At 63.4% G+C, this 21,894-nt stretch carries 21 protein-coding genes and 1 pseudogene; 11 read left to right on the top strand and 11 right to left on the bottom strand.

Going from position 1 to position 21,894, the window contains the following annotated elements; genetic code table 11:
* Positions 1-234 precede the first annotated feature (234 nt).
* Positions 235-828, top strand: coding sequence for an NlpC/P60 family peptidoglycan-binding protein RipD (gene ripD / locus VJV41_RS08655; RefSeq protein ID WP_325332890.1), 594 nt, complete (start codon positions 235-237; stop codon positions 826-828).
* A 13-nt stretch (positions 829-841) separates the two neighbouring features.
* On the opposite strand, the gene VJV41_RS08650 is transcribed toward ripD, so the two are convergent.
* Positions 842-1,045, bottom strand: coding sequence for a hypothetical protein (locus tag VJV41_RS08650; RefSeq protein WP_325332889.1), 204 nt, complete (start codon positions 1,043-1,045; stop codon positions 842-844).
* Between the two features lie 94 nt (positions 1,046-1,139).
* On the bottom strand, positions 1,140-1,631 hold the full coding sequence (locus VJV41_RS08645) for a hypothetical protein (protein ID WP_325332888.1): 492 nt from the start codon (positions 1,629-1,631) through the stop codon (positions 1,140-1,142).
* 100 nt (positions 1,632-1,731) lie between these two features.
* On the opposite strand from VJV41_RS08645, the gene VJV41_RS08640 reads away from it, so the two are divergent.
* Positions 1,732-2,280 carry a TetR/AcrR family transcriptional regulator gene (locus VJV41_RS08640; RefSeq protein ID WP_325332887.1) on the top strand — a complete coding sequence of 183 codons (549 nt, stop codon included), beginning with the start codon at positions 1,732-1,734 and terminating at the stop codon, positions 2,278-2,280.
* Between the two features lie 55 nt (positions 2,281-2,335).
* On the opposite strand, the gene proS is transcribed toward VJV41_RS08640, so the two are convergent.
* On the bottom strand, positions 2,336-3,742 hold the full coding sequence (proS, locus tag VJV41_RS08635; RefSeq protein ID WP_325332886.1) for a proline--tRNA ligase: 1,407 nt from the start codon (positions 3,740-3,742) through the stop codon (positions 2,336-2,338).
* Between the two features lie 86 nt (positions 3,743-3,828).
* On the opposite strand from proS, the gene VJV41_RS08630 reads away from it, so the two are divergent.
* Positions 3,829-4,230 (top strand): WhiB family transcriptional regulator, encoded by a 402-nt coding sequence (locus tag VJV41_RS08630; protein WP_325332885.1) that lies wholly within the window; start codon positions 3,829-3,831, stop codon positions 4,228-4,230.
* A gap of 96 nt (positions 4,231-4,326) precedes the next feature.
* Positions 4,327-5,586, top strand: a complete 1,260-nt coding sequence (locus tag VJV41_RS08625) for an MFS transporter (RefSeq protein ID WP_325332884.1) — start codon at positions 4,327-4,329, stop codon at positions 5,584-5,586.
* Positions 5,587-5,594: 8 nt separating this feature from the next.
* Here the strand turns inward: VJV41_RS08625 and VJV41_RS08620 are convergent, their stop codons facing one another.
* Positions 5,595-7,283 (bottom strand): class I SAM-dependent methyltransferase, encoded by a 1,689-nt coding sequence (locus tag VJV41_RS08620; RefSeq protein ID WP_325332883.1) that lies wholly within the window; start codon positions 7,281-7,283, stop codon positions 5,595-5,597.
* 76 nt (positions 7,284-7,359) lie between these two features.
* On the opposite strand from VJV41_RS08620, the gene VJV41_RS08615 reads away from it, so the two are divergent.
* Complete coding sequence (locus VJV41_RS08615) at positions 7,360-7,737, top strand: NYN domain-containing protein (RefSeq protein ID WP_325332882.1); 378 nt, start codon at positions 7,360-7,362, stop codon at positions 7,735-7,737.
* Between the two features lie 313 nt (positions 7,738-8,050).
* On the top strand, positions 8,051-9,412 hold the full coding sequence (locus tag VJV41_RS08610; protein ID WP_325332881.1) for an MFS transporter: 1,362 nt from the start codon (positions 8,051-8,053) through the stop codon (positions 9,410-9,412).
* Between the two features lie 11 nt (positions 9,413-9,423).
* Here the strand turns inward: VJV41_RS08610 and VJV41_RS08605 are convergent, their stop codons facing one another.
* The 3 genes from VJV41_RS08605 to VJV41_RS08595 all read right to left on the bottom strand — a co-directional run bounded on the left by VJV41_RS08605 (position 9,424) and on the right by VJV41_RS08595 (position 11,309).
* Positions 9,424-9,990 (bottom strand): hypothetical protein, encoded by a 567-nt coding sequence (locus VJV41_RS08605; RefSeq protein ID WP_325332880.1) that lies wholly within the window; start codon positions 9,988-9,990, stop codon positions 9,424-9,426.
* 244 nt (positions 9,991-10,234) lie between these two features.
* Positions 10,235-10,891: a maleylpyruvate isomerase N-terminal domain-containing protein gene (locus VJV41_RS08600; protein ID WP_325332879.1), complete on the bottom strand. Its 657-nt coding sequence runs from the start codon at positions 10,889-10,891 to the stop codon at positions 10,235-10,237.
* Positions 10,892-10,958: 67 nt separating this feature from the next.
* Positions 10,959-11,309, bottom strand: coding sequence for a hypothetical protein (locus VJV41_RS08595; RefSeq protein ID WP_325332878.1), 351 nt, complete (start codon positions 11,307-11,309; stop codon positions 10,959-10,961).
* A 498-nt stretch (positions 11,310-11,807) separates the two neighbouring features.
* On the opposite strand from VJV41_RS08595, the gene VJV41_RS08590 reads away from it, so the two are divergent.
* The 3 genes from VJV41_RS08590 (at position 11,808) to VJV41_RS08580 (ending at position 16,276) form a co-directional block, all read left to right on the top strand.
* On the top strand, positions 11,808-12,449 hold the full coding sequence (locus VJV41_RS08590; protein WP_325332877.1) for a DinB family protein: 642 nt from the start codon (positions 11,808-11,810) through the stop codon (positions 12,447-12,449).
* 1,255 nt (positions 12,450-13,704) lie between these two features.
* Positions 13,705-14,274: a hypothetical protein gene (locus tag VJV41_RS08585; RefSeq protein WP_325332876.1), complete on the top strand. Its 570-nt coding sequence runs from the start codon at positions 13,705-13,707 to the stop codon at positions 14,272-14,274.
* A 520-nt stretch (positions 14,275-14,794) separates the two neighbouring features.
* Positions 14,795-16,276: an FAD-dependent monooxygenase gene (locus VJV41_RS08580; RefSeq protein ID WP_325332875.1), complete on the top strand. Its 1,482-nt coding sequence runs from the start codon at positions 14,795-14,797 to the stop codon at positions 16,274-16,276.
* A gap of 53 nt (positions 16,277-16,329) precedes the next feature.
* Here the strand turns inward: VJV41_RS08580 and VJV41_RS08575 are convergent, their stop codons facing one another.
* On the bottom strand, positions 16,330-17,016 hold the full coding sequence (locus tag VJV41_RS08575) for a DUF899 domain-containing protein (protein WP_325332874.1): 687 nt from the start codon (positions 17,014-17,016) through the stop codon (positions 16,330-16,332).
* 119 nt (positions 17,017-17,135) lie between these two features.
* Between VJV41_RS08575 and VJV41_RS08570 the strand changes: the two are divergent.
* A pseudogene (locus VJV41_RS08570) lies at positions 17,136-17,678 on the top strand (putative immunity protein).
* A gap of 230 nt (positions 17,679-17,908) precedes the next feature.
* Entirely contained in the window at positions 17,909-19,336 is a 1,428-nt protein-coding gene (locus VJV41_RS08565) for a S1C family serine protease (protein ID WP_325332873.1), read from the top strand.
* 277 nt (positions 19,337-19,613) lie between these two features.
* Here VJV41_RS08565 and VJV41_RS08560 read toward each other — a convergent pair whose 3' ends face one another.
* The 3 genes from VJV41_RS08560 to VJV41_RS08550 all read right to left on the bottom strand — a co-directional run bounded on the left by VJV41_RS08560 (position 19,614) and on the right by VJV41_RS08550 (position 21,795).
* Positions 19,614-19,979 (bottom strand): RNA-binding S4 domain-containing protein, encoded by a 366-nt coding sequence (locus VJV41_RS08560; protein WP_325332872.1) that lies wholly within the window; start codon positions 19,977-19,979, stop codon positions 19,614-19,616.
* A gap of 136 nt (positions 19,980-20,115) precedes the next feature.
* A complete protein-coding gene (locus VJV41_RS08555; RefSeq protein WP_325332871.1) occupies positions 20,116-20,463 on the bottom strand; it encodes a hypothetical protein in 348 nt (115 codons plus the stop codon).
* A 228-nt stretch (positions 20,464-20,691) separates the two neighbouring features.
* Positions 20,692-21,795 (bottom strand): helix-turn-helix transcriptional regulator, encoded by a 1,104-nt coding sequence (locus VJV41_RS08550; RefSeq protein WP_325332870.1) that lies wholly within the window; start codon positions 21,793-21,795, stop codon positions 20,692-20,694.
* Positions 21,796-21,894 lie beyond the last annotated feature (99 nt).

Genomic DNA, 21,894 nt, shown 5'->3' with positions numbered 1-21,894 from the left:
GGCCGCCGAAACCTTCTGCGACACAGAATGATAACGAAGCCGCGTCGTGCGGTTACAAAGAGCCTCCAACCCGGTCACAGTACGACAAAGAACCCGTCGCGGGGCGACAATACCGGCCGCCGATGAGGCACTCTCTTGTTGCAAGACTGTTTGTAGTGACTCTTGTGATTTGAATATGGAGTGGCAGCGCATGTGCGACGTCCACCCGATGACGCCCAAGATAGGGGAGTTCGAATGAGACGCATCTGCGCCGTCGCCATCGGTCTGTTCTTGGTGGTAGCGACGCCCGGCCTCGCTAGTGCCGACCCATGGCCCGGGACGCGCCAACAAGCCATCCAGTATGTGATCACACGGGCACTTTCCCAGCGCGGCGTTCCGTTCGCGTACGGAGGCGGCAACGTTTCAGGCCCCAGCCTCGGAACGGTCTCAGTTCCGAGCGCCGTCGTCGATCAAGCGGCGGGCACTCTCGGAGTCGGCGGCCTAAGCCCAGCCCCTCTCCCGGCCCCCGTCGCTGCGCCCGCTCCCGCGCCTGCTCCGACTGCGACCGCTGTGGGATTCGACGCATCTGGTCTGGTGGTGTACGCGTTCGCAGGTGTCGGCATCAAGATGCCGCGTTCCTCGGGTGAGCAGTACAAGGTCGGCCGGAAAGTTCTGCCGTCGCAGGCGCTGCCCGGCGACTTGATCTTCTACGGTCCCGAAGGCGCCCAGAGCGTTGCATTGTTCATCGGGAACGGCCAGATGGTGGAGGCGTCCGATACGGGCGTCACGGTCTCGCCTGTCCGCACGAACGACATGACGCCTTATCTGACGCGGATCATCGAATCCTGATCGGACAGCGGCGCTAGCCGTCCGACGTGACCGCCATCGCGGCGGCGAACTGCGCCCTCATCTGTTCTTCGAATGCTTGAACTGCTCTGAGCGGACGCAGCATCACGGTGAGTTGGTCGATCAGCCCGTCGGCGTCGGTGTGCACGAAGTCGCAGCCCTGAATCGACAGGTCGCCGATGCGGGCATCGAAGACGAGCGCGTGGTCCTCATCGGTCACTGCGCCGATTTCACGCTGGAAGGCGAAGTCCCTCCAGGATGGCGGCCACGATGTGGCGAAACGCGTGCGTGGCAGTCGCTTTCAGGTGCCGGCTTCAAGCGGTGGCCGCAAGGCGATGGGCAGCCTGCTCGAGGAGGTCGTGGACGATCGGCACATGCTGAGGCTCGGTCGCTGCCCAAACCGTGCGGGCGATCGGGTTGTCGTGTTGCACAAAAGTGGCAAACAACAGTGCGTCTGGCTCACGCTTGAAGAGCAACTGACCCGGCATCCCGATCAGCGAGGAGCGGCCAAGCAATACGAAATCAGATGTGCTGGCGCGGATCTCCCAACCGAGAACCGAGCCAGCTGATCTGTTCATGGCCGGAATCAAGCCGATCGCAGACCACCCCAACAGCAGCTTGACCTTACTGGCGATGGGCGCATCATCGAAGAACGCTTTGACCCAGTCGGATGCCGTGGGCTGCCGCGCTGCGCCGGCTTCGACGAGAAACGCGTCTTCATAGTCGATGTGAGACAACGTGCACAGCGCTCGGGCGGCTGCCGGCACGGCGACCTGACGGGCGCGCTGGTTTTTCAATGTATCCATGGCGGCGCCTGTCCTACCTCGTCTTGGCTGTACAATACACAACTGTATGGATGAGGGCCGATGGTTGTCAATGGTGGGACCAAGCGAAAAGTGAGGAACTATGCCGGCTGTGACCCGTACCCCTCGCAGCAGTTGGATCGAGGCTGGGCTAAAGGCGCTCGCCGCGGGCGGCCCGGATGCCGTGCGGATCGACGTGCTCGCCCAGGCGCTGGGTGTCACCAGGGGTGGTTTCTACTGGTACTTCGGCAGCCGGGAGGCGTTTCTCGAGGAGATGCTCGACGAGTGGGAGCACCGCAGCACCGATACCACGCTTGAACGAGTCGAGAACGAAGGTGGCGACGCGAGGCAAAAGATATGGCGCGCAGGCATGCTCACCTTCTCCAAAGATCTGCTGCCGATCGACCTCGCAGTGCGCGATTGGGCCCGCCGCGACCGAGCGGTGGCCAAACGCCTTCGCCGAGTCGACAACCTCAGGATGGACTACTTGCGCGCGCTGATCAGCTCGTTCTGCTCTGACGAGGACGAAGTCGAAGCACGCAGCATGCTTGCGTTCTCATTGGCGATCGGCAACCACTTCGTCGCCGCAGACCACGGCGGACGCAGCCGCAAGCAGGTGCTAGAGCTTGCCAAGCAGCATCTGCTTGCGTAGCAGAGCGGGCCAGCCGTCTCGAGCGTCGTTACAGCACAATGGGTTTCCCGGCCATTCAGTAGGCTCGGGCGACGTAGGCGAGTGCGCACGCGTCGTCTGCGGTTTTGGGTAGCGATCCGTCGCTGAGTTGCAGGCACCTCACCGTCATGCCGCTGGTGGCGAGGTCCTGCTCGCCGGATTCACCGACCAACTCCCACGGCAAGCGGGCGACGCCCGTCTGCGCTGCGTCACGCGCCTGTGCGAGCGTGGTGCAGTCGGAGGTGAGCGTGTCGCGGCGTGCGGTCGCCGCTTCGAGCATGTCCGTCTGGATGCGGCCGGTCAGCCGCTGTGCTTCGTCAGCGACGTTGTCGATCCCCACCTTGGCCTTGTTGCGAGTGTCCCGCCGGTAAAGCAGTGCGGTGTTCTCCGCCAGGTCACGTGGGCCGATCTCCACCCGGATCGGCACGCCTTGCAAATCCCAATCGGTGGCCCGCCAGCCGAACGCCTGGGCAACGTCGTCGTCCAGTGTTGCCCGCATACCGCGCATCTTGAGGTTTTCAACCAAGGTAGAAGCGGCGCGGGTGACCGCACCGTCGGTGTCTTTGGCCACCACGACGACCACTTGCACCGGTGCCAACGACGGCGGCACGACGAGCCCGAAGTCATCGCCGTGGCACATGATCAGTCCGCCCAGCATCCGTGTCGAGGCGCCCCATGAGGTCGTCCAACACAACTCTGTCGCGCCTTCGGCGCTGGAGTAGGTGATGTTGAAGGCGCGACTGAACCTCTGACCCAGCTCGTGCGACGTGCCCATCTGCAGCGCCTTGCCGTCACGCATGATGCCTTCGCATGTCATCGTGTTCTCCGCGCCGGCGAATCGCTCCTTGGCTGTCTTGCGGCCAACGATCACGGGTATAGCCAGCACGTTGCGCATGAAATCCTGATAGACATCGTGCAGAATGCGGCGCGCATATTGCCGCGCGTCGTCTTCTGTTGCATGCGCGGTGTGGCCCTCCTGCCACAGGAACTCAGTGGTGCGCAAGAAGATCCGCGGCCGCAGTTCCCACCGCACGACGTTGGCCCACTGATTGAGCAGCAGCGGGAGATCGCGGTAACTTCCGACCCACTTGGCCATGTATTCACCGATGACGGCTTCGCTTGTCGGGCGGATCGCAAGCGCCTCGGTCAATTCCTTGCCGCCGCCATGGGTCACGACCGCTAGCTCAGGGCTGAATCCCTCGACATGTTCAGCCTCGCGTTCGAAGAAGTTCATCGGGATGAGCAGCGGGAAGTAGGCGTTCTGCGCTCCGGCGGCCTTGATGCGCTCGTCGACCTCGGCCTGCATCCGCTCCCATATCGCGTAGCCGTTCGGCCGAATGACCATGGTGCCGCGCGCTGGACCATTCTCGGCCAGCTTGGCCTTGGTGAGGACGTCTTGGTACCACCGCGGAAAGTCTTCTTGCTGCGGAGTCAGCACTGCCATGTAGTCGTCTCCTCATCGACCTGGCCGATGGTACTGACCGGACCCGCACTGAACCGCGGCTACTCGCCGTAACGATTGCGGACTCAATGTCGACGTCCAGTGTGACCGCTGTGGCTGGTGGTGTTGCCGGGACGGAGGCAGATATGGCGCGACAAAATAGTTCTTTGAGCTCGTTTGCCCGGACCCATTGTGTGCGTCTGCCTCGGCCCATTGAGGACGAGTGGAGCTGGCAACGGCAAGGCAGCTGCTTGGATTATCCGCTTGCGGTGTTCTTCCCCGAGGACGACGCCAAATCTGGTCTTCGGCGTCGCGAGGAGGTCGCCAAGGGGATCTGTCGAGGATGTCCGGTGTTGCTCAAGTGTCGAGACCATGCACTCAACACGCCGGAGCAACACGGAGTCTGGGGAGCCATGAGCGCGCGTGAACGAGCCCGAGCACTTCGCGGTCAGAGGGAGCACCGCGCCAGTGAGCGCCTGGCCGTCCGCTGACGAGAAACGGCTTTCCCGAACATCGCTGAAGTCGGCCCGAAGGGCCTGTCGGCCAATACCATCGGTGTTGGAGATCGACCCCACAGGGAAGCGGCGATGGCATCTGACGACGCGGGCTCGGCAGCTCCGGCGCCGCCGATCTGGGCGCCGCTGAGGATAGGGGCCTTTCGCGGGCTATTCATTGCTGCGCTGACGTCCAACATTGGCACGTGGATGCAAATCGTTGGGGCGCAGTGGTTTCTGGTAGAGCGACACGCGAGTGCGACCACGGTGGCGCTCGTCCAGACGGCCAGTCTGTCGCCGACCTTGATTCTGGCGGTCCTCGCCGGCGCCCTCGCTGATCGAGTCGACCGCCGGCGGCTGCTCATGGTGCTGCAGGTGTACGCCGCTGTCGCTGCGGCGGTGCTGACCGCGGTCACGGTAGCCGGTGTTCTGGATGCGGCCATGCTGCTGTCCCTCATGTTCGCAATCGGCTGTGCCGCCGCATTGACGACCCCGGCGTGGCAGGCCATCCAACCGGAGTTGGTGCCGCGTGAACAATTCCCGGCCGCGGCATCGCTTGGCGGCGTCGCAGTCGATGCGGCGCGGGCAGTGGGACCGCCCATCGCCGGCATCCTGGTGGCCGCCGCGGGTCCGGAAGCTGTGTTCGCGATCAACGCGGCGTCGTTCGTCGTGGTAGTCGCTGCTCTGGTGATGTGGAAGCGACCACCGTCGATTCCGGTGAGGCGAGAGCCGCTGGGGCAGTCGGTCGTCGTCGGCACTCGATATGTACGCAACAGCGGCGTCGTTCGCCGAATTCTGTTGCGCGCGGCTATGTTCGCATTTCCGGTGTCGGCGCTGTGGGCGCTGCTGCCCGTCGCGGCGTCGCAGCACTGGCATCTTCGTGCGATCGGCTACGGCGCTGTGCTGGGAACGGTGGGAGTCGGGGCGGTGCTCGGCGCTCTCGTGATGTCGAGGCTGCGCACGGCGTATTCGGCTAATGCGCTATTAGTACTCGCGGCATTGATCGATGCCGCCGGATTGCTTGCGGCGGCATATCTTCCGCTCGCGCCGGGGGTTGTGTTGCTGCTGCTGTCCGGTGTGGCCTGGATTGCGACGCTGACGACCCTCACCGTTGCGGCGCAGCTGTCGTTGCCCGACTGGGTGCGCGCGCGTGGCCTGGCGATGTTTCTGGTGGTGCTGATCGGCTCTCAGGCACTCGGATCGTTCGTATGGGGGCTGGTCGCCTCACATTTCGGCCTTTCCGCGTCCCTCACAGCATCGGCGGTTCTCCTCATAGCGGCCGCGGCCAGCCAGGGTGTGCTGCCGCTACTGCCCGTGACCGACGAGCAGCCGGGAGCGTCCGACCTCACCTGAGGACCGGGTCACCGAAGCCGCAACAGCTTCATCTCCGCTAGACGTCGCGGCGTTCCGTCGACGTGTTCGGCTACGGCGTGACGCAACTCCGCATCGCCAGACACCGGTGCGCCGTCGCGCTCGATCGAAACAGGGTTCTCAATGACGATGGTCATGAGTTCCTCCACAAGCGCATCTCGATCACGAGTGCCGTCCAGCAGCGGCAGCAAGTGTCGGTCCAGCGGCGTCAATATGAGCGTTTCGTGCCAGAGATTGAAGGTCGACGCCTCGCTTTCTCCGCGCGTCAGCTCGGCCATGCGTCTGGCCCGCTCGTCGAGCCGCAAGGGCTCATCAGCCGGTTCCGGTAGCACTGGATCAAGCCGGAAATGCGCTTGTCCCTGCAGAATTAGCACACCCATCAGGTTGTCGACGTGGTGTGGAACGTCGGCGCTGGCGGTGAAACCTGCGGAGACAAGGCGCATGTGCACCGCATCCACCAGCTCCTGCCGTGACATCGTCGACGGCCAGCGGGCACTGAGCGCGTCAAGAGCAGCCTTGATGCCCGGATCGTTTGTGAAGAGCGTCGCTCCGTCGGACTCGACATATTCCTGGCGTGAGTGATCCATGCGAGTCTGTCCGTCGGCAGGAGGTACCCATGCAGCGATGTGCAAACGGTTGTAGCGGCTGCTATCCGGGTTGTAGTTGATCTGCGGTGCACGCTCGGCATGAACCAGCAGCGTTTCCCGGAACATGCGGTTGAGGGCGAAATCGAGGTACTGCTCCACCAAGACCTGGACGCCCCTGCATTTCTCCGTCAGGTAATCCGCGACCTTGGGGCCGAAGTTGGCGGGGATCATCGTCTTGGGGCTCGCCTCTGCGAGAAACGTGAGGCCATGCGCGCCGGCGCGTCCGAGCATCTCGTAGAAATAGCATGGGGCGTTGAAGGTTTCGAGTTCGTCGTGCAACAGGTAGGAATCCGCGAAACCTAGTGCATGCTGCCTGGATTCGGCGAGTACCCCAGCCAGCACGCTGTCGGCCGGCGCGACCTCCTCCAGGAAATCTGCCATGGTGCGTGCCTCACGCACCTTCTCCTCGGGTGTCGCGCTGCCACCGCTGGCGAGCAGCATCGCATCACGAACGACCTCCTTGGTTTTCCACCCCGGATAGACGTTGTAGCTGACGTAAGCGACGCCGTCGGGGGCGAGCAGTCTCCGGAAGGCGGCCAACAGCGCTTCCTGCACCTCGCCCGGCACCCAGCTGTACACGCCATGGGCAATGATGAAATCGAACTGCCCCAACGCTGCCAGATCCATCCGGGCGATGTCGCCCACCAGCAGATCGAAGTTGTCAAGCCCCAAGGCCCGCACCCGCGTGCGTCCTTCGTCGATCTGCACCGGCGACAAGTCGATGCCCACGACGTGCGCCTGCGGATGCGCGGCGGCGAACGGGATCATGTTGCCCCCGGCGGCGCAGCCGATTTCGAGCACGCGGGCAGTCGACACCGCGGGGGTTTCCAACCCGAACAAATGAGCAGTCGCGGCTAGTTGTCCCGGTGCCGACGGCGGGAAGGAATTCGACGTGTATGGCGTCAGGTCGTAGGAAACACGTAGCTGCTCGACCGCGTCTTCGGTGTCCGAAGTGGGATGCGCGTGGTTGGCCGGGTGGGTCAAAGCCTGCTCCTGTGGGCGTCCGCTGATCTGTTGGGCATCGCCACGCATTCGATCACACGTGGTTTCGACCGCAAGTTCGGTCGGCTGCCTCGAGGGCGTGCCCCTTGGCCGTACCGTCGGCTTCGTGCGGTGGATCGTCGACGCTATGAATGTGATCGGGAGCCGCCCGGACGGCTGGTGGGCAAACCGTCATGGTGCGATGCTCACGCTCGTGGATCGGCTCGAGCGATGGGCTTCGGCTGAAGGCCACCAGGTGACGGTGGTGTTCGAGCGGCCGCCGTGGCCTCCCATTCGATCGTCTGTGATTGACATTGCACACGCGCCCAAGGCGGCCGCGAACTCGGCCGACGACCAGATCGTTCGGCTGGTCCGCGCCGACGATCGACCTCAGGAGATCACCGTCGTGACATCGGACGCCACACTGGCCGATCGCGTGCGACACGCAGGAGCGTCGGTTTCTGGAGCGGCGAGCTTCCGCAACCTCATCGATCCGCGGCGGTGACAGCTGTTCTTCGCTCAACCGCCGAGCCGGTAGGGCGACTCCGAGGTCTTTCACAACGCTGTGTTGCTGTAGACGGCAGCAATGCAGAGGAGCGCATCCGCCTCAAAGCTTCGTGACTCCAACGTATTTCATCGGCGGAGGATGTGACCGTCGTCGGCGGCCCGAGTGGACGTCCATGACGGTGCAGCCACAGCGTGCACGAGGAGTGGCAGCCGCAGCGGCAGCTGGGCGGCGCCCGCCAGGTGATTTCCGGTTTAAAAACGGCCGCTGCAGCCCACACTAGATGTGAAGTCGATCACTGGAGGTGGGCACGATGGTCGTCGGAGACAGCGATGTGAACCGCGAAGCACAAGCCGATCCAGGGTCGCAGCGGATACAGGTACGGCGGGCCGCATTGGCGAGCGCGATCGGCACGACGATCGAGTGGTACGACTTCTTCCTCTACAACACGGCCGCGGCGCTAGTCTTTCCGCACCTGTTCTTTCCCGCGTCCAGCACGTATGCGGGCGCGATGCAGTCGTTCGCGACGTATTTCGTGGGGTTCGCGGCACGGCCAATCGGGGCGGCCATCTTCGGGCACTGGGGCGACCGGATCGGTCGCAAGACCACGCTGATCATCACGCTGCTGGTCATGGGCCTCGCGTCCGCCGTTATCGGTATCCTGCCCGGCACCGAAGCGATCGGCGTCGCCGCGCCGCTGCTGCTCGTGACACTGCGCGTGCTTCAGGGCCTCGCGGTTGGCGGCGAGTGGAGCGGCTCGGTGCTGCTAACGATGGAATGGGGGGACCAGAAGAGGCGCGGCCTGCTCGGCAGTTTCGCCCAGGTCGGCGTCCCGGTGGGGCTGGTGCTGGGCACCGGCGGGATGACCCTGCTATCCGCGACGATGTCGGACGAGGCGTTCGACTCCTGGGGTTGGCGGGTGCCCTTCCTGGCCAGCCTGATCCTGGTCGCCGTAGGCCTGGTGATCCGGCTGAAGATCCTTGAGACGCCGATGTTTACCAGGGTTCTGGACCAAGGGAAGACCGCCACCACCCCGGTCGCGGAAGTGATCCGACATCACTGGCGGGAGATCCTGCTCTCTGCGGGCCTACGCTTCGTCGAGCAGATGCCGTTCTACCTGTTCACCACGTTCGTCTTGATCTACGTCGTGCAGCGCCACCACTACAGCAAAACGTTCGTGCTGACCGCGGTCCTGGTGGGCGCCACGGTCGAGCTTGCGACGATCCCGTTCTTCTCGCACCTGTCGGATTCAGTAGGCAGAAAACGGGTTTACCTGGCCGGCGCGGTCATCGCAGGTCTGTTCGCGTTCCCGTACTTCGCCGTGCTGACCTACGGCGGGCAAGTGCTCATCTTCATCGCGGTCGTGCTGTCGATGGTCGTGCACTCGATGATGTATGGACCACAGGCGGCCCTGATCGGCGAGAGTTTCCCGACGCACCTGCGTTATGGCGGCGCCGGCCTCGGCTACCAATTGGCGTCGGTGTTCGCGGGCGGACCGGCTCCGCTTATGGCGACATGGCTTCTTCACGAGACCGGGACGCCGTACTCGATCTCGGTCTACATCGTCGTGGCCGCAGTCATCACAGTGGCCTGTTGCCTCGCGCTGCCGGACCGCTCGCGCGCCAACATCGACGATGCGACGGTCTACAGCCGCCCGACAGCTGCTAGCCGCTAGCCGACGTCTCGTCATTGCTGTGGTTTCCACTCCTCGGAATCCACGTACTGACCCACTGGCGGGTTGTAGTTGAAAGCGGCCGGGTACCAGGCAATGTCATATGGATAACCCAAACCGGTGTTCAGGCCACCGGCGTACATCGCCACGAGATGTTGACTTCTTCGCTCTTGCGCCGCCTTTGTCTCCTCAGGGCTTTGATTCGACGGTGGCGCCGATTCCTCGGAAAATGCCTCTCTGGCAATGGTTTCGTCATCGAAGATCCGCGCCGAGAACTTGGGGCTGCCGTCCGCATGTGCGACAGCCTGGAGCACAAACTTCACATTCTGCTTGAAGGCGTCATTGCTCAAATCGACCGCGTCGATCAATACGAAGTAGGTCGGTTCGCCGTCGTAACGTTTGCCCGACGTCCCGATGATCGAGTATTTCGGTGTAGCCGGCGGCGCAGTGATCGGCGGCGATGCCGCTGTGGCTTGTGACGCTGTCGTCGGTGGCGCGCTGACATCGCTACGTTCCGACGAGCTACACGCCGTCAGAACGCAAAGACTGGCTACAGCCAAGAAAATCGATACCCTCCGCATGGAGGGTGCTCCTCGGCGGCGGGGATGGCCTTCGTCCCTGGGCGCCCGAGATGGAAACCGTTGGGACACAGCAGCCTTCATCCCGCAGTATCGGCGGAGTAGATTGCTCCCCAGCCGCCATCCGGATGCCAAAACCGCACCTCGCCCATCGAAGGCATAGTTCCGAGGGTAGCGCTTCGACCCATTTCGACAGTGCAGCTTGCATGGGTGGTTGACCAACTCCTGCGCGGTTGCAGTCAGACGATCATCCGAGGACGACGGGAAGTTTCGCGGCCACCTGACCCAGTGCGGCCGTCTCTGCGTCCGTCGGGGCGCGCCGTCCGGTGCCGACTAGCAGCGCGTCCTTGTCGGAGAACGACGCGGGAAATACGGCCCCGGCGATCTTTTCGAGCATCTCGCGTGAGCGGGCGAGGCCCTCAGCCGGTGGCTCCGTCGCGCCTGGGAGGTGTGCGATCAGGTCCAGATGGTGCAGTGTCCACTCCATGACGTACGCGGACAGGTAGTCACCCGCGGTGAGGACGTCGTCGCGCGTGCTGACCCACATGCCTGGGTCGCAGAGTTCGGCGGCGCGGCCGGCGGCTGCGCCTACGTCGTCGAGGTGGTATTTGAGCAGCCGCGGCTCTTGGTACGCGGCGGCCAGGCGGACAATCAGCGCGTCGAGCGGGTCATCGCCACTTGGCGGCGTTTGGGCTACCTCCCAGTAGGTAACCGCGTTGCGGGTTGGTTCGGTTTCGGCGGGCGTCACAAGGGTTATCAGGACATCCTGAGCGTCGATGATCAGGTGGCACACCAGGTCTCGCACGAGCCAGCCGCGACAGCCTGACGGTTGTGCAAAGTCTTCGTCCCGGAGATCGGCGACAGTTGTACGCAATGCTGTCCACGCATGTGAGAAGAGATCCACGGCCGCAAGCTAGCAGCATCGGTCCGCGGCGCGACTGATTTCGACTTCGAGTTGAAGCGTGCGCGACCTATGGCAGATCTTCGTGCGCGGTTGCCTGCCCGGACCGCTGGTCGGCCGGTGGGTCCACGAGGGAGATCGAGAAGATGATGGCCAGCAGACTGAAGATGATGAGCGCCGAGGCAAGGTCAAACCACTGGAACGGAAAGAGAGCGCCGTCGATCGAGAGCACGAGGATCGTCTCGACGATGCCGAAGGCGAAGAAGAAGACACCGAGGCTTAGGCGGCGCAGCTCGCGATGGAGGCGGGTTCGCCGAAGCTCGACCGTGAGGGTTAGCAGCAGCACAGGCAGTATCTGCGCGAGCGCGGTCGCGGTAGCGCTATCCACGAGCACGATTGGGTGGTCACTCGGGTCGACCATCCCGGGAGGTTAGCAGGCCGAAGCGCACAGCCAGATGCGGCGCGAGGTGGGCCGTCGCTGTGAGTTCGTGCTGTGGGCCGGGGTGGGAGCGAATCCGACGCAAGATCAGTAGCCTAGCTGCACTAATTGATTTGCCTGGTATGGTGTGTAGTGTCCGTTACGTCGGTAAAGCAGTAGATGCGAGGGGTCGAGCTACGGTGATTCATCTGCTTCGTACTGTTTGCCGTCGACGCTCTGGCTTGTATACCGGCCGTGCATTGAACGTCTGCCGGATTAGCAGCAGTGGGGGAGTGCGGTGAGCGATCCACTAATGACATCTGTGGACCTGATTCGGTATGCGGTCGCAGAGCAAGTACGGGACCTTGGTGGCGACGAGAAAGACGTCGACAGTATCGCCATGACCGCGGCCTATGCCGTGTGGTGCTGGACAGTAAGTGAGATGTCCAGAAGCTAGACCTGTGGGCAGATTCGATCGTGCGGCTGGCACGATCGTCGACCGTGACGACAATCGAACGGCTCACACCACCACTGGACGCCGATGAGCGCACCACGCTGGAGTCCTGGCTGGACTTCTACCGCAGCACGTTGGCGTTGAAGTGCGAAGGCCTCGACGATCATCAGTTGCGGACCCCAGCGGTGTCACCGTCGCAGCTGACACTGCTCGGTCTGGTCCAGCACCTGGCGGAGGTCGAACGGAACTGGTTTCGTCGCATCCTCGTGGGTGAGCAGGCGCCGCCAATCTATAGCCAAATCACCACGGGGGCAGGGCACGACGGCGGTTTCGAACTGTCGGAGCAGGCGACATACCGCACCGCGGTCGCGATCTGGCAGGACGAAATCGCCCACGCGCGCAGGAACTGCAAATCTCGCCAGCTCGATGACACCAGCCCATTTCGTGATGCCCGTGTGAGCCTGCGGTGGATCTACATCCACATGATTGCCGAATACGCGCGTCATTGCGGCCATGCCGACTTGATCCGCGAAAGGTTGATGGCACAACGGGCATCTGATCGTCCGCGCGTCCATTGGCACGCGGTGATGACAACGCCGAATGCGATTGCCTGTCCGTCCGGCTATGTGCTCTCGCTGTGGCAACTGCCTGCTGACTGCGATGAAAGCTCTCGACCGGCTATCCGCTAGCGCGCCGGCCAAACTCGAATGCTTGCAACACGGGGATGAGGAATACGGATCGGGTGGGAAACCCGGTCCATCGCGACCGACGCGCTGGACCGCACGCGTTGTCCGGGGTGTCTCAGAGGTGAAGTGCGGTCAGTAATTCATCCACGAAGTGCTGTCATCAACCAAGATGGCGAACGGCCAAGTCTGTCCGAGCCGATCCAGAACCGCCCGCCACCGCCGTTCCGGCGAAGAATCAGCCTTAGCGCCGACCATCCGCGCCGGCGTTGCTGAGCGGGCAATCTGTAGGAACATCACGAGCCTCTCCGAATCGAATCAACGCTAACGCAACTTTCCCCCGATAATGCCTTCGGGGCAAACCATGCGCCATTAACTGAGACGAAGCTCACTGACCATTAGTTCACCGCGATGACCAGGTTACCGCAGTTCGAGCCGCTACGCTACTCGACGTAGCGTTCGTCAAGAATGTTTGCTATGAGATATTACGCGAAGGTAATGAATCTTGTCGTGCTTGATGATTGCCCACGCCAGAGGGGTTGAGTCGCCGACCGAAAGCCAAGGCGCGGTTGTCCGCCGCGCCTTCTCCTGTTGCTGCGGTGGCGCGTCAACGCAGCCCGGTGTTTGTCGACACTCACCTGTCGGCTGCTCCTCGGAGCGTGAAGCCCGCACCCTGTTAATCGAACGTGGCCATGAGCTTTTCGAGGAACCAGCGATGGGTTGTGTTCTGCGATGCGGCAAGCGGCCACCCGGCGGTCGGTCCGCACCGCGATAGTCGTGTTCACCCAAGCTTTGAGATCGAGCGTGACTGACCGTCTCGTACCGGCTGCGCTATGCCCAGACTGCGGACGGGATCACCTGGTGCACGCCGCCGCAAGCGTTGCCGCTGCGAGTATCAACCCCGCCCGCGCCCTCCCCACAGGGGGAGAGTGGCCAACCTCCGATACTCGACTGTAGGAGTTCAGCTGGCGATGATCGCTCCGCGATATCGGCCTCGCAGTCAACTCGACTGCGTACCGTGTCAGCGGGCAACGAGCTCGATCTACCTTCGTGTTCCAGGCGAAGAGACGCATGGAGGATGCGGCGCCTCCGGCCGGTGCCGTCGCACGGAGGCTGTCGAACGATGACAGCCGGAGGCGTCAACGAGGTGACGCGGCAAGCGGGGAGGCGCTAGCCTTGCTCGCAAGTCGGGTCCGGCGCTCCCGCGCTGCTTGTTGGACGGAGTTCTCGCGGGCGCCACCAGAGAGGACAACTGGGATATATGACCGAACGACAGCGCGCCATACCACTCGCTAGTGCCGCGAGGTTCGCGGTCGCGGGCGTGATCCTCGCCGGTGGTGCACTGGTTATGGCCAGTCAGGCCGGAGCGGATCCGGCGGTGCCCTACCCGACGCCGGTGCCATCGGATCCGGGTGCGGCCACCCTGGCTCCCGGCCAGCCCGTGGCGGAGTCTTCGGATGTGCCGGTTGGTCCGCCTCCTCCTCCACCCGTTGGCCCGCCACCGGTGCCAGAGATCGCGAACCCCGTCTACGGATCAGGTCAATCGGGGTCGGGCCCGCTTGGGAGCCTCAGGGATATTTGGCACGAGGTCCGCGACGGCAACCCGGCCGCGCTGCCAGAGCAGGCATCCGGACCGCCGCCCGGAGCCGGTCCAGCGCCGCAGCTGCCGCCCGGATACATATCGCTGAACGCCCCGGAGTCCAACGGCCCCCCGCTGAAAGGGCCTGCTGAGGGCGGACCGCCGCTGCCGCCTGGGTACTACCCGTTGAACGGGCCGCCGCCGCCCGGATACTACGACTCTCCGGCGGCACCGGTCCCGCCGACGCCCTAGCTCCGTTCGCTCAGGCGTAAGCCAACGGCCGCGGTGCGGCATTCACGCCGGTCTGGATTTTGCGGCGCCGACATCGCGAATCGTTCGGCAAGTAGATCGGCCGCGAAACGACTTGCCTTGCAACATGTTAGGAAGACGCCTACTCAACACGATTGAGGGCGAATGTCCGTGCGGCGGGAACGCAGAGATGCACCGCGATGACATAGCCCGGGTCGATGGCGTGTCGAGTCAACTCGTCGTACGGCGAAATCGCCTGTGCGCGAACAGGATTTGAAACCCGCCAAAACCCCCCTTCGAATCTCGCCCTCGCGATGGGCGAGGCTCGTTCCGTCCCTGCGCGCGGGTTCGCGAGGAGGTGTCCATCCGTAGCAGACGATAAACGGAAGGGGGCGTATCCCTTCCCACTCTCAATTTATAGGGCACCCGGGGGCTTGCGGCAAGACCCGGGTCGTGCCGCAAAATCGCGGGCCGAGCACAACGTGCGGAAAATGAGAGGGGCGAAATGGGGAACGTCGAACCTATGACCAGTCATGCAGTGGTGGTGGTTGGAGGAGGCCCGACAGGGCTGATGTTGGGAGCTGAGCTGGCGTTGGCGGGGATCGACGTGGCCATTGTCGAGCGTCGCACTAGCCGCGACATCGTCGGATCGCGCGCGGGCGGTCTGCACGCACGCACCATCGAGGTTCTCGACCAGCGGGGCATCGCCGAGCGATTCCTGAGCCAGGGTCGGGCGGTGCAGGTCAACCAGTTCGCCGGCAGCCCCTTGGATATCAGCGACTTTCCGACTCGTCATCCGTACAGCCTGGGACTGTGGCAGAAGCACATTGAACGCATACTGGCCGACTGGGTCGACGAGCTACCGGTACGCGTCTACCGCGGACACGAGGTGACAGGGATCGCCCAAGACCACACGGGCGTCGACGTTCAACTGGCCGCAGGCCCGTCACTGCGAGCTGAGTATCTCGTCGGGTGCGATGGAGGACGCAGTCTCGTCCGCAAAGCGGCCGGCATCGAGTTCCCCGGGTGGGATCCGTCCACAAGCTGCCTGATCGCTGAGGTCGAGGTGGCGCCCGAGCCGGAAAAGGAGCCGGATTGGGGCGTTGTCCGCCACGACAGCCTCGGCGTCCATGGCCTCAGCCGGTTGGAGGATGGGGGGACTGTGCGGATCGTCGTAACCGAGCAGCAGATCGGAACTAACAGCGAACCGACCTTGCGCGATCTCGGCGAGGCGCTCATTGCCGTGTACGGCACTGACTACGGAGTCCACAGCCCTACTTACGTTTCCAGATTTACCGACATGACTCGGCAGGCCGCGGTCTACCGCGACGGACGGGTACTGCTGGCCGGTGACGCCGCACATGTGCATGACCCGGTGGGTGGTCAGGGCCTGAACACCGGCGTGCAGGATGCGGTCAATTTGGGATGGAAGCTGGCCCAAGTGGTCAACAAGACATCGCCAGAAAGCCTTCTCGATACCTACCATGCCGAGCGCCACCCCGTCGCTGCCCGCGTGTTGCGCACCACGATGGCGCAAGTTGCGCTTCGTCGCCTAGACGACCGCCGAAAGGCTTTGAGTGACAGCATTTCCGAGCTCCTCAGCATGGATGAGCCGCGCAAGCGATTCGCCGGCATGATGTCTGGTCTGGACATTCATTACGACCTCGGTGAGGGACACCCGTTGCTCGGGCGTCGCATGCCAGACCTCGACTTGGTTACCGCCGACGGCCCGTTGCGGGTATTCAGCCTCCTGCATGGCGCCCGGCCAGTGCTGCTCAACCTCGGTGAGCCGGGTCGCTTCGACGTCGCCGGGTGGGAGGCCCGGGTTCAGTTGATCGACGTGAAATATGTTGGTACTTGGGAGCTTCCGGTACTTGGTGTGGTCGCAGCTCCAGATGCCGTGTTGATTCGACCCGACGGCCATGTTGCGTGGGTTGGAGAAGGAACCGACCTCGGGCTTATCGACGCGCTCACGACCTGGTTCGGACAGCGTTCTAGGGCCTAATGACGGCAAGGGAGTGCAGCCGTAACGAACTGCTACTCGGTCATCGGAAGCCGTTACTGCCCGTACAGCCTTGCGATGTCGGGGGAGTCCAGCCAGCCCGAGTAGGTCGGCCTCTTGGGCCACCCATAGGGTGAGTCCTGCCACTCCTCTTGGCGCCCCCGTGGCAGCGTGTCTATAAGCGCGAACGTGTGGCTGAGTTGTTCGACCCCACGGCCGTTGGTGTGCCAGGTCCGGTAAACCGTGTCGCCATCACGCAGAAACACATTGACTCCAAATCCTTCGCCTGGCGGCGCGTCGACGTCGGCGGCGAAGGAGCTCTCCGACGATGAGTACCAGTCCATCTTGTTGCCCACCTTGGCCTTGTACGCCAGCGCCTCCTCGATTGGTCCGTTGGTAACGATGACGAACCGGGCGTCATAGTTGCTGAGGAACTCCAGCCGGGTGAACTGAGACGTGAAGCTGGTACACCCGCCGCACTGCCAGTCGGCGCCGTCTGACCACATGTGGTTGTAGACGATGAGCTGCGACTGCCCCTTGAAAATCTCGGCCAGCCGGACTGGGCCGTTTTCGCCGACGAGGGTGTAGTCAGGCATCTCCACCATGGGAAGTCGGCGGCGCTGCGCGGCAATCGCGTCGAGTTCCCGGGTGGCGGCCTTTTCCCTGATCCGCAGCTCATCGAGGGCGCTACGCCAGGTCTGCTGGTCTACTAAAGGCGGTTTCGCGGATGTGCGAACTGCCATCGGTCCTCCTCAGGGTTGGGATCTCTGATGGAAGGACTACCCCGACGGCCGATAATCATCGAACGACGTTCTACATCCGCGGTGAGGTGCAATCTAACGCACTGGTCGAAGATGAATCCATGGCAAGGCAACCCAGCGGGATCGCTCTGAGCAAGCAGTCTCTCCGTGAGGTGACCGCATTTGCAGCGGGGTGCGCGGAGGCGGTACTCGACATATTCGAGGCCGATCAGCCGGACGACTCGCGGCCTCGAGACGCGATTGGTGCTGCGTAGGAGTTCGCTCGAGGCGGTGAGCGCGGCAAGACTCTGCGCGACACGGCTTGGGCGGCGCTTGAGGCTGCCAAGCGCGCGGACTCTCCGGCTGCGCGCGATGCAGCGCGGGCAGCGATGTCTGCGGCAGGCGCTGCCTACCTGCATCCGTTGGCCAAGGCCACACAGGTGAAACATATCGTCGGAGCAGGCGCTTACGCGGCCAGGGCAGCCGAGCTTGCCGCCGGTGACGATCGGAACGTTGGTGCCGAACTCGTTGAGCAAGCGGTGCATCGGGCGACACCAGTCGTTGTTGGCGTGCTCAAACGCTTTCCGGCGGCACCGGGTGGCGGCGGACGGATTGGCGAGTTGATCCGCGTGCTGGACGCTGATCTTCGCACTGGCGGTCGTTGAGGGATGGTTCCAGGCGACCGGCCGCATTCGCAGTTGACCAGTTCTCCGACGGCGGCCTGACATGACGTTACCGGCCACGGAATGCCGTTTTCCAACCTCACCAAGGCTGGTGGTGACGATGGCACCATCAGCGTCGCACTTGGTTTACGGGGTCGTCGGTAGGGTGGATATTCAGTCGAGTTTGTGACAGGCGCAGGCCAGGTCGGGCGCCAGGAAAGAGTGAGACACCCGTGACCAACGAGGATCAGCCCAGCGGCGGCGACTTGTCGCCGCGCCCTGTCTCGCGTCCACCGGTCGATCCGTCAACGCACCGCGCCTTCGGCCGGCCCGACGGCGTCGACGGATCCTTCATGGGTCCCGACCAGCGCAGCGATCAAGACGAATACACGCCGACAAACCAGGCACCCCAGCCGGTGTTGGCGGAAGCGTTCGGCCCGGCGCTGGCGGCCGACTCCCGGGAAGAGGTCACCGGTCAGCCCGAAGGTGCGTTGAGTGATCTCAGCGCCGCGGCACCGCCGACTGCCCCTGCCGCGGCGTCGCCGTCGGTTGCGCAGAGCAAGCTGGGCGTGCGCGACATCCTGTTCGGCGGCAAGGTTTCCCGCGTCGCATTGATTGTGCTCGCGGTCATCGCGATAGCAATCGGCCTTGTCGGTGGTTGGGTCGGCCGCAAGACCGCGGAGGTCATCGACGCGTTCACGATCCCCAAGATGGTCTTGAATACCACGGACACCGACCGGCTGCCCGATGGTCGGATGGCGAAAGTTGCTGCGGTGGTGGCTGATTCGGTTGTGACAGTGCAAGCGATCAGCGATTCGGAAGGCGCACAGGGCTCAGGGGTGGTCGTCGACGGCAGCGGATACATTGTCACCAACAACCACGTCATCTCCGAGGCTGCAACCAGCCCTGGCAAGTTCAAGCTGACCGTGATCTTCAACGACGGCAAGGAGGCGCCGGCCAACCTCGTCGGACGGGATCCCGAGACTGACTTAGCGGTACTCAAGGTCGATAACGTCGACAAGCTCACCGTTGCCCGGCTCGGCGACTCCGACAAGATTCGCGTCGGCGACGAGGTGATGGCCGCCGGCGCGCCGTTGGGCCTGCGAAGCACGGACACCCAGGGCATCGTCAGCGCGCTACACCGGGCGGTACCGCTGTCGGGGGAGGACTCCGACACGAAAACTGTCATCGATGCCGTGCAAACCGACGCCTCGATCAACCACGGTAACTCTGGCGGCCCGCTGGTCAACATGAACGCCGAGGTGATCGGTATCAACACCGCTAGCAAGTCACTGTCGGACAGCGCCAGCGGCCTGGGCTTCGCGATCCCGGTCAACGAGATGAAATCCGTCGTCGAGACGCTGATCCGCGACGGCAAGATCGCGCACGCCACGCTGGGCGTCACCGCAGAGCCGGTGAACGACAAAGGATCGGGCGGGGCGCGGGTGAAGAAGGTGAACCCTGGGGGGCCCGCCGATCGGGCTGGGATCAAGGAGAACGACGTCGTGGTCAAGCTCGGCGATCGCACGGTCGACAGCCTCGATGGGCTCACCGTCGCCGTGCGTCAGCTCAAGATCGGTCAGGACGCGCCGATCGATGTCATCCGCGACGGCAAGCGCATCACGCTGACCATCAAGCCCGACGCTCGTAAATCACCGTAGCCACCGATCACAACGCGCTCGCATGTCGCGGTTAATGCGTGAGGCGGCCTGTATTGCGCCGCTTACACTCGATCGAAATGTGCTGGGACCCAAGGCAGAACATCGATCAATCCGTGCGGAATCTGCTACCCACGGGGCCTTCAGCGCTTGAGCTATGCCGAGCACGGGCAGTACATAACACCAACGCGCCAGGTCGAGCTATTGCGCGCGGTAGTGGAGAAGTGGCCAGCAATGTTGCGGTAGAGCACTTTTCGCCTGTCAAGATACTCGAGGCGGTTCACCCCTGGCGCGCTCGCCACCTGTCCAGAATCCGACGGTCCCGTTTGGTCGGGCGCCCGGCACCACGATCACGGGGCGCCACCAGAACTTGAGAAATCGCAGGTGGCGCGGGCGATCGGTCGAGGTAGCAGGTCACGGCATCGGCCGCACCGACCCGCTTCTGGATCACCCGTACCACTTCGACAATCCGGGTTGTATCACCCACCCTGGCGCGCACCTCGTCACCAGGAGACACAGTCGTCGCCGGCTTCGCCGGCCTATCGTTGACTCGCACGTGCCCACCCCGACACGCTGCGGCGGCGTCCGGCCGGGTCTTCGTCAGCCGGACTGCCCACAACCACCGATCCACGCGGGTCGACTCCATAACATCCATCATGGACCGGCGACCGGTAGCGGACATCGAGCACGAGTCGCACGAGCGTCCGGCCACACCGCGCCCGTAGTCGGCGTGCGTGACGCGATCGGCATTGGCATCGAAATCGTCGATTTAGGTGCTCGTCTCAGCAGAACTGGTACTCGATATCCCAGTAATCGCCCGCCCACCTTGCCGCGAATGGACCGCCGAGTGCCGGGTTCGCGTCGCTGATCATTCCCGAGCCCCCCTCCGGAGTGAATCCAGGCGGATTCCAGGTGATTGAGTCGAAAACAGGGGAGAGGTCAGGGGTGCAGTCCATCTGCTTCACGATGTAGCCGTCCGCGATCGCGAACTCCGCGTTGTCCTGCGTCTGGACCGGAGTGTAGGGGTCCGCGCCCGCCGCGGGCGCGTGGGCGATGAATGCACACACGCTGACCGCAGCTACCGACAGCACGGCGACGACTCTGCAGTGGAATGGCTTCCTCATGCTCATGACTTCCCCCTGAATTTGATCTTGTCAGGAGTATCCACTGCAATCGTGGTCACCGTTCAGGAAACGAAGGGCCCGACCTTGAGAGGCGCGATCCTCGATGAGCTGACCGACCGAAATGCGCAGACGCCACTTTCGGTGTTGGCGGATGCAAGCATGAGGAGTGCCGGGCAAAGCTGTACCGGACCGCGTTGACCATCTTGCATCGCACCGCAAGTTTGCTGTTTGCTGTCATGGGCTTAACACGAGTAGAAGCCGGACGAGTTCAGCTTGGCGGTGGGTGTCAGTCTTGTCGAATACATGTTGCAGATGGGTGCGAACCGTCGTCAATGAGATTGACAACTCCTCCGAAACTTGCTTCGGATCCGCCCCATGCATCACATGCAGCGCTACCTCAGCTTCCGCTTCGGTGAGGCGATATAGCCGCCGCAACAGCGCTGCGGCGGGTTCAGGTTCGTCCTCCGGATCAATGATCAACACCAAAGCCATTGGGTGCCTGAGTGGCTCATCGGCATCACGGCGCGGGGAGGGGAGCACGTGAATGATGTACGGCCGCTTACCCGAAGGCCGCGAGCAGGTGAGCGACCGGCCCTTGCGAACTGTAAAGCGTTCGTCGGCAAGGGCATCCCGTAGGCCACAAAGCAGCTCTTCTTCGGCGCGCGTACTTGCCGCGGCGATGCGCCCTGACCGCACGTGCAGGCCGTCGCCGGTGCGAAGGATCCGTTCGGCGGCCGAATTCAGATTTATCACCAGGTGATCGTCTGTAACGATGACGATTCCGTGCCGGACAATCTCCAGCACGCCGGCCAGCTCAACCGCCCTGTCCGCCAGTGCCGCTAACTTTTCCTGCGTGAACAGCGCCTGCTGAAAATGTGGGACAAGCCCGCTCACCAACTTCACACGTTCAGGCGTACCAAACGACTCAGACCGTCTTGGCGCCGCAATAATTAGAGATGCAGGTCGAAGTCCGTCGGTAAGCCTGACAAATAACCCGTCGTCGATGTCGAGGGGGCGCAACCAGTCTTCATAGAACTCTGACCTCCGAACCAGGGGCATCAACTCCGATCCGGTCCGCACCGCACCGGCCGGCCCGCGATGAACGGCCGCGAGCACGCGATCCAGGCGGTGGTAGTACTGCGCATAGCTTTGGGCGGCTCCTTCGGGAAGGGTCGAGTTATCGAGAGACCACGCCGCACCGTCGGTCATCAACAGCCCGCCGACTATTCCATCGAGCGTGCGGTGAATTTCGCGCAAGGCTTCTTGCCAGCGCGGTAAAGCTCCCGGCGCCGCATAGACACCAGCTACTAGCCGCGAGAATTCCTCGAGCGTGACCATCGCCCGGTCCTTGATTCGCTGGCTCGTATCCGCATGGGTTCCTCGCTCGCGTCGCCTGTGAAGACTAACTGGATCTCATCTATTCAGATGAGGTATTGG

It is taken from the genome of Mycobacterium sp., from assembly GCF_035274705.1.
In the GTDB taxonomy this organism is placed as follows: domain Bacteria; phylum Actinomycetota; class Actinomycetes; order Mycobacteriales; family Mycobacteriaceae; genus Mycobacterium.
This window is presented reverse-complemented; position numbering and strand designations above follow the sequence as displayed.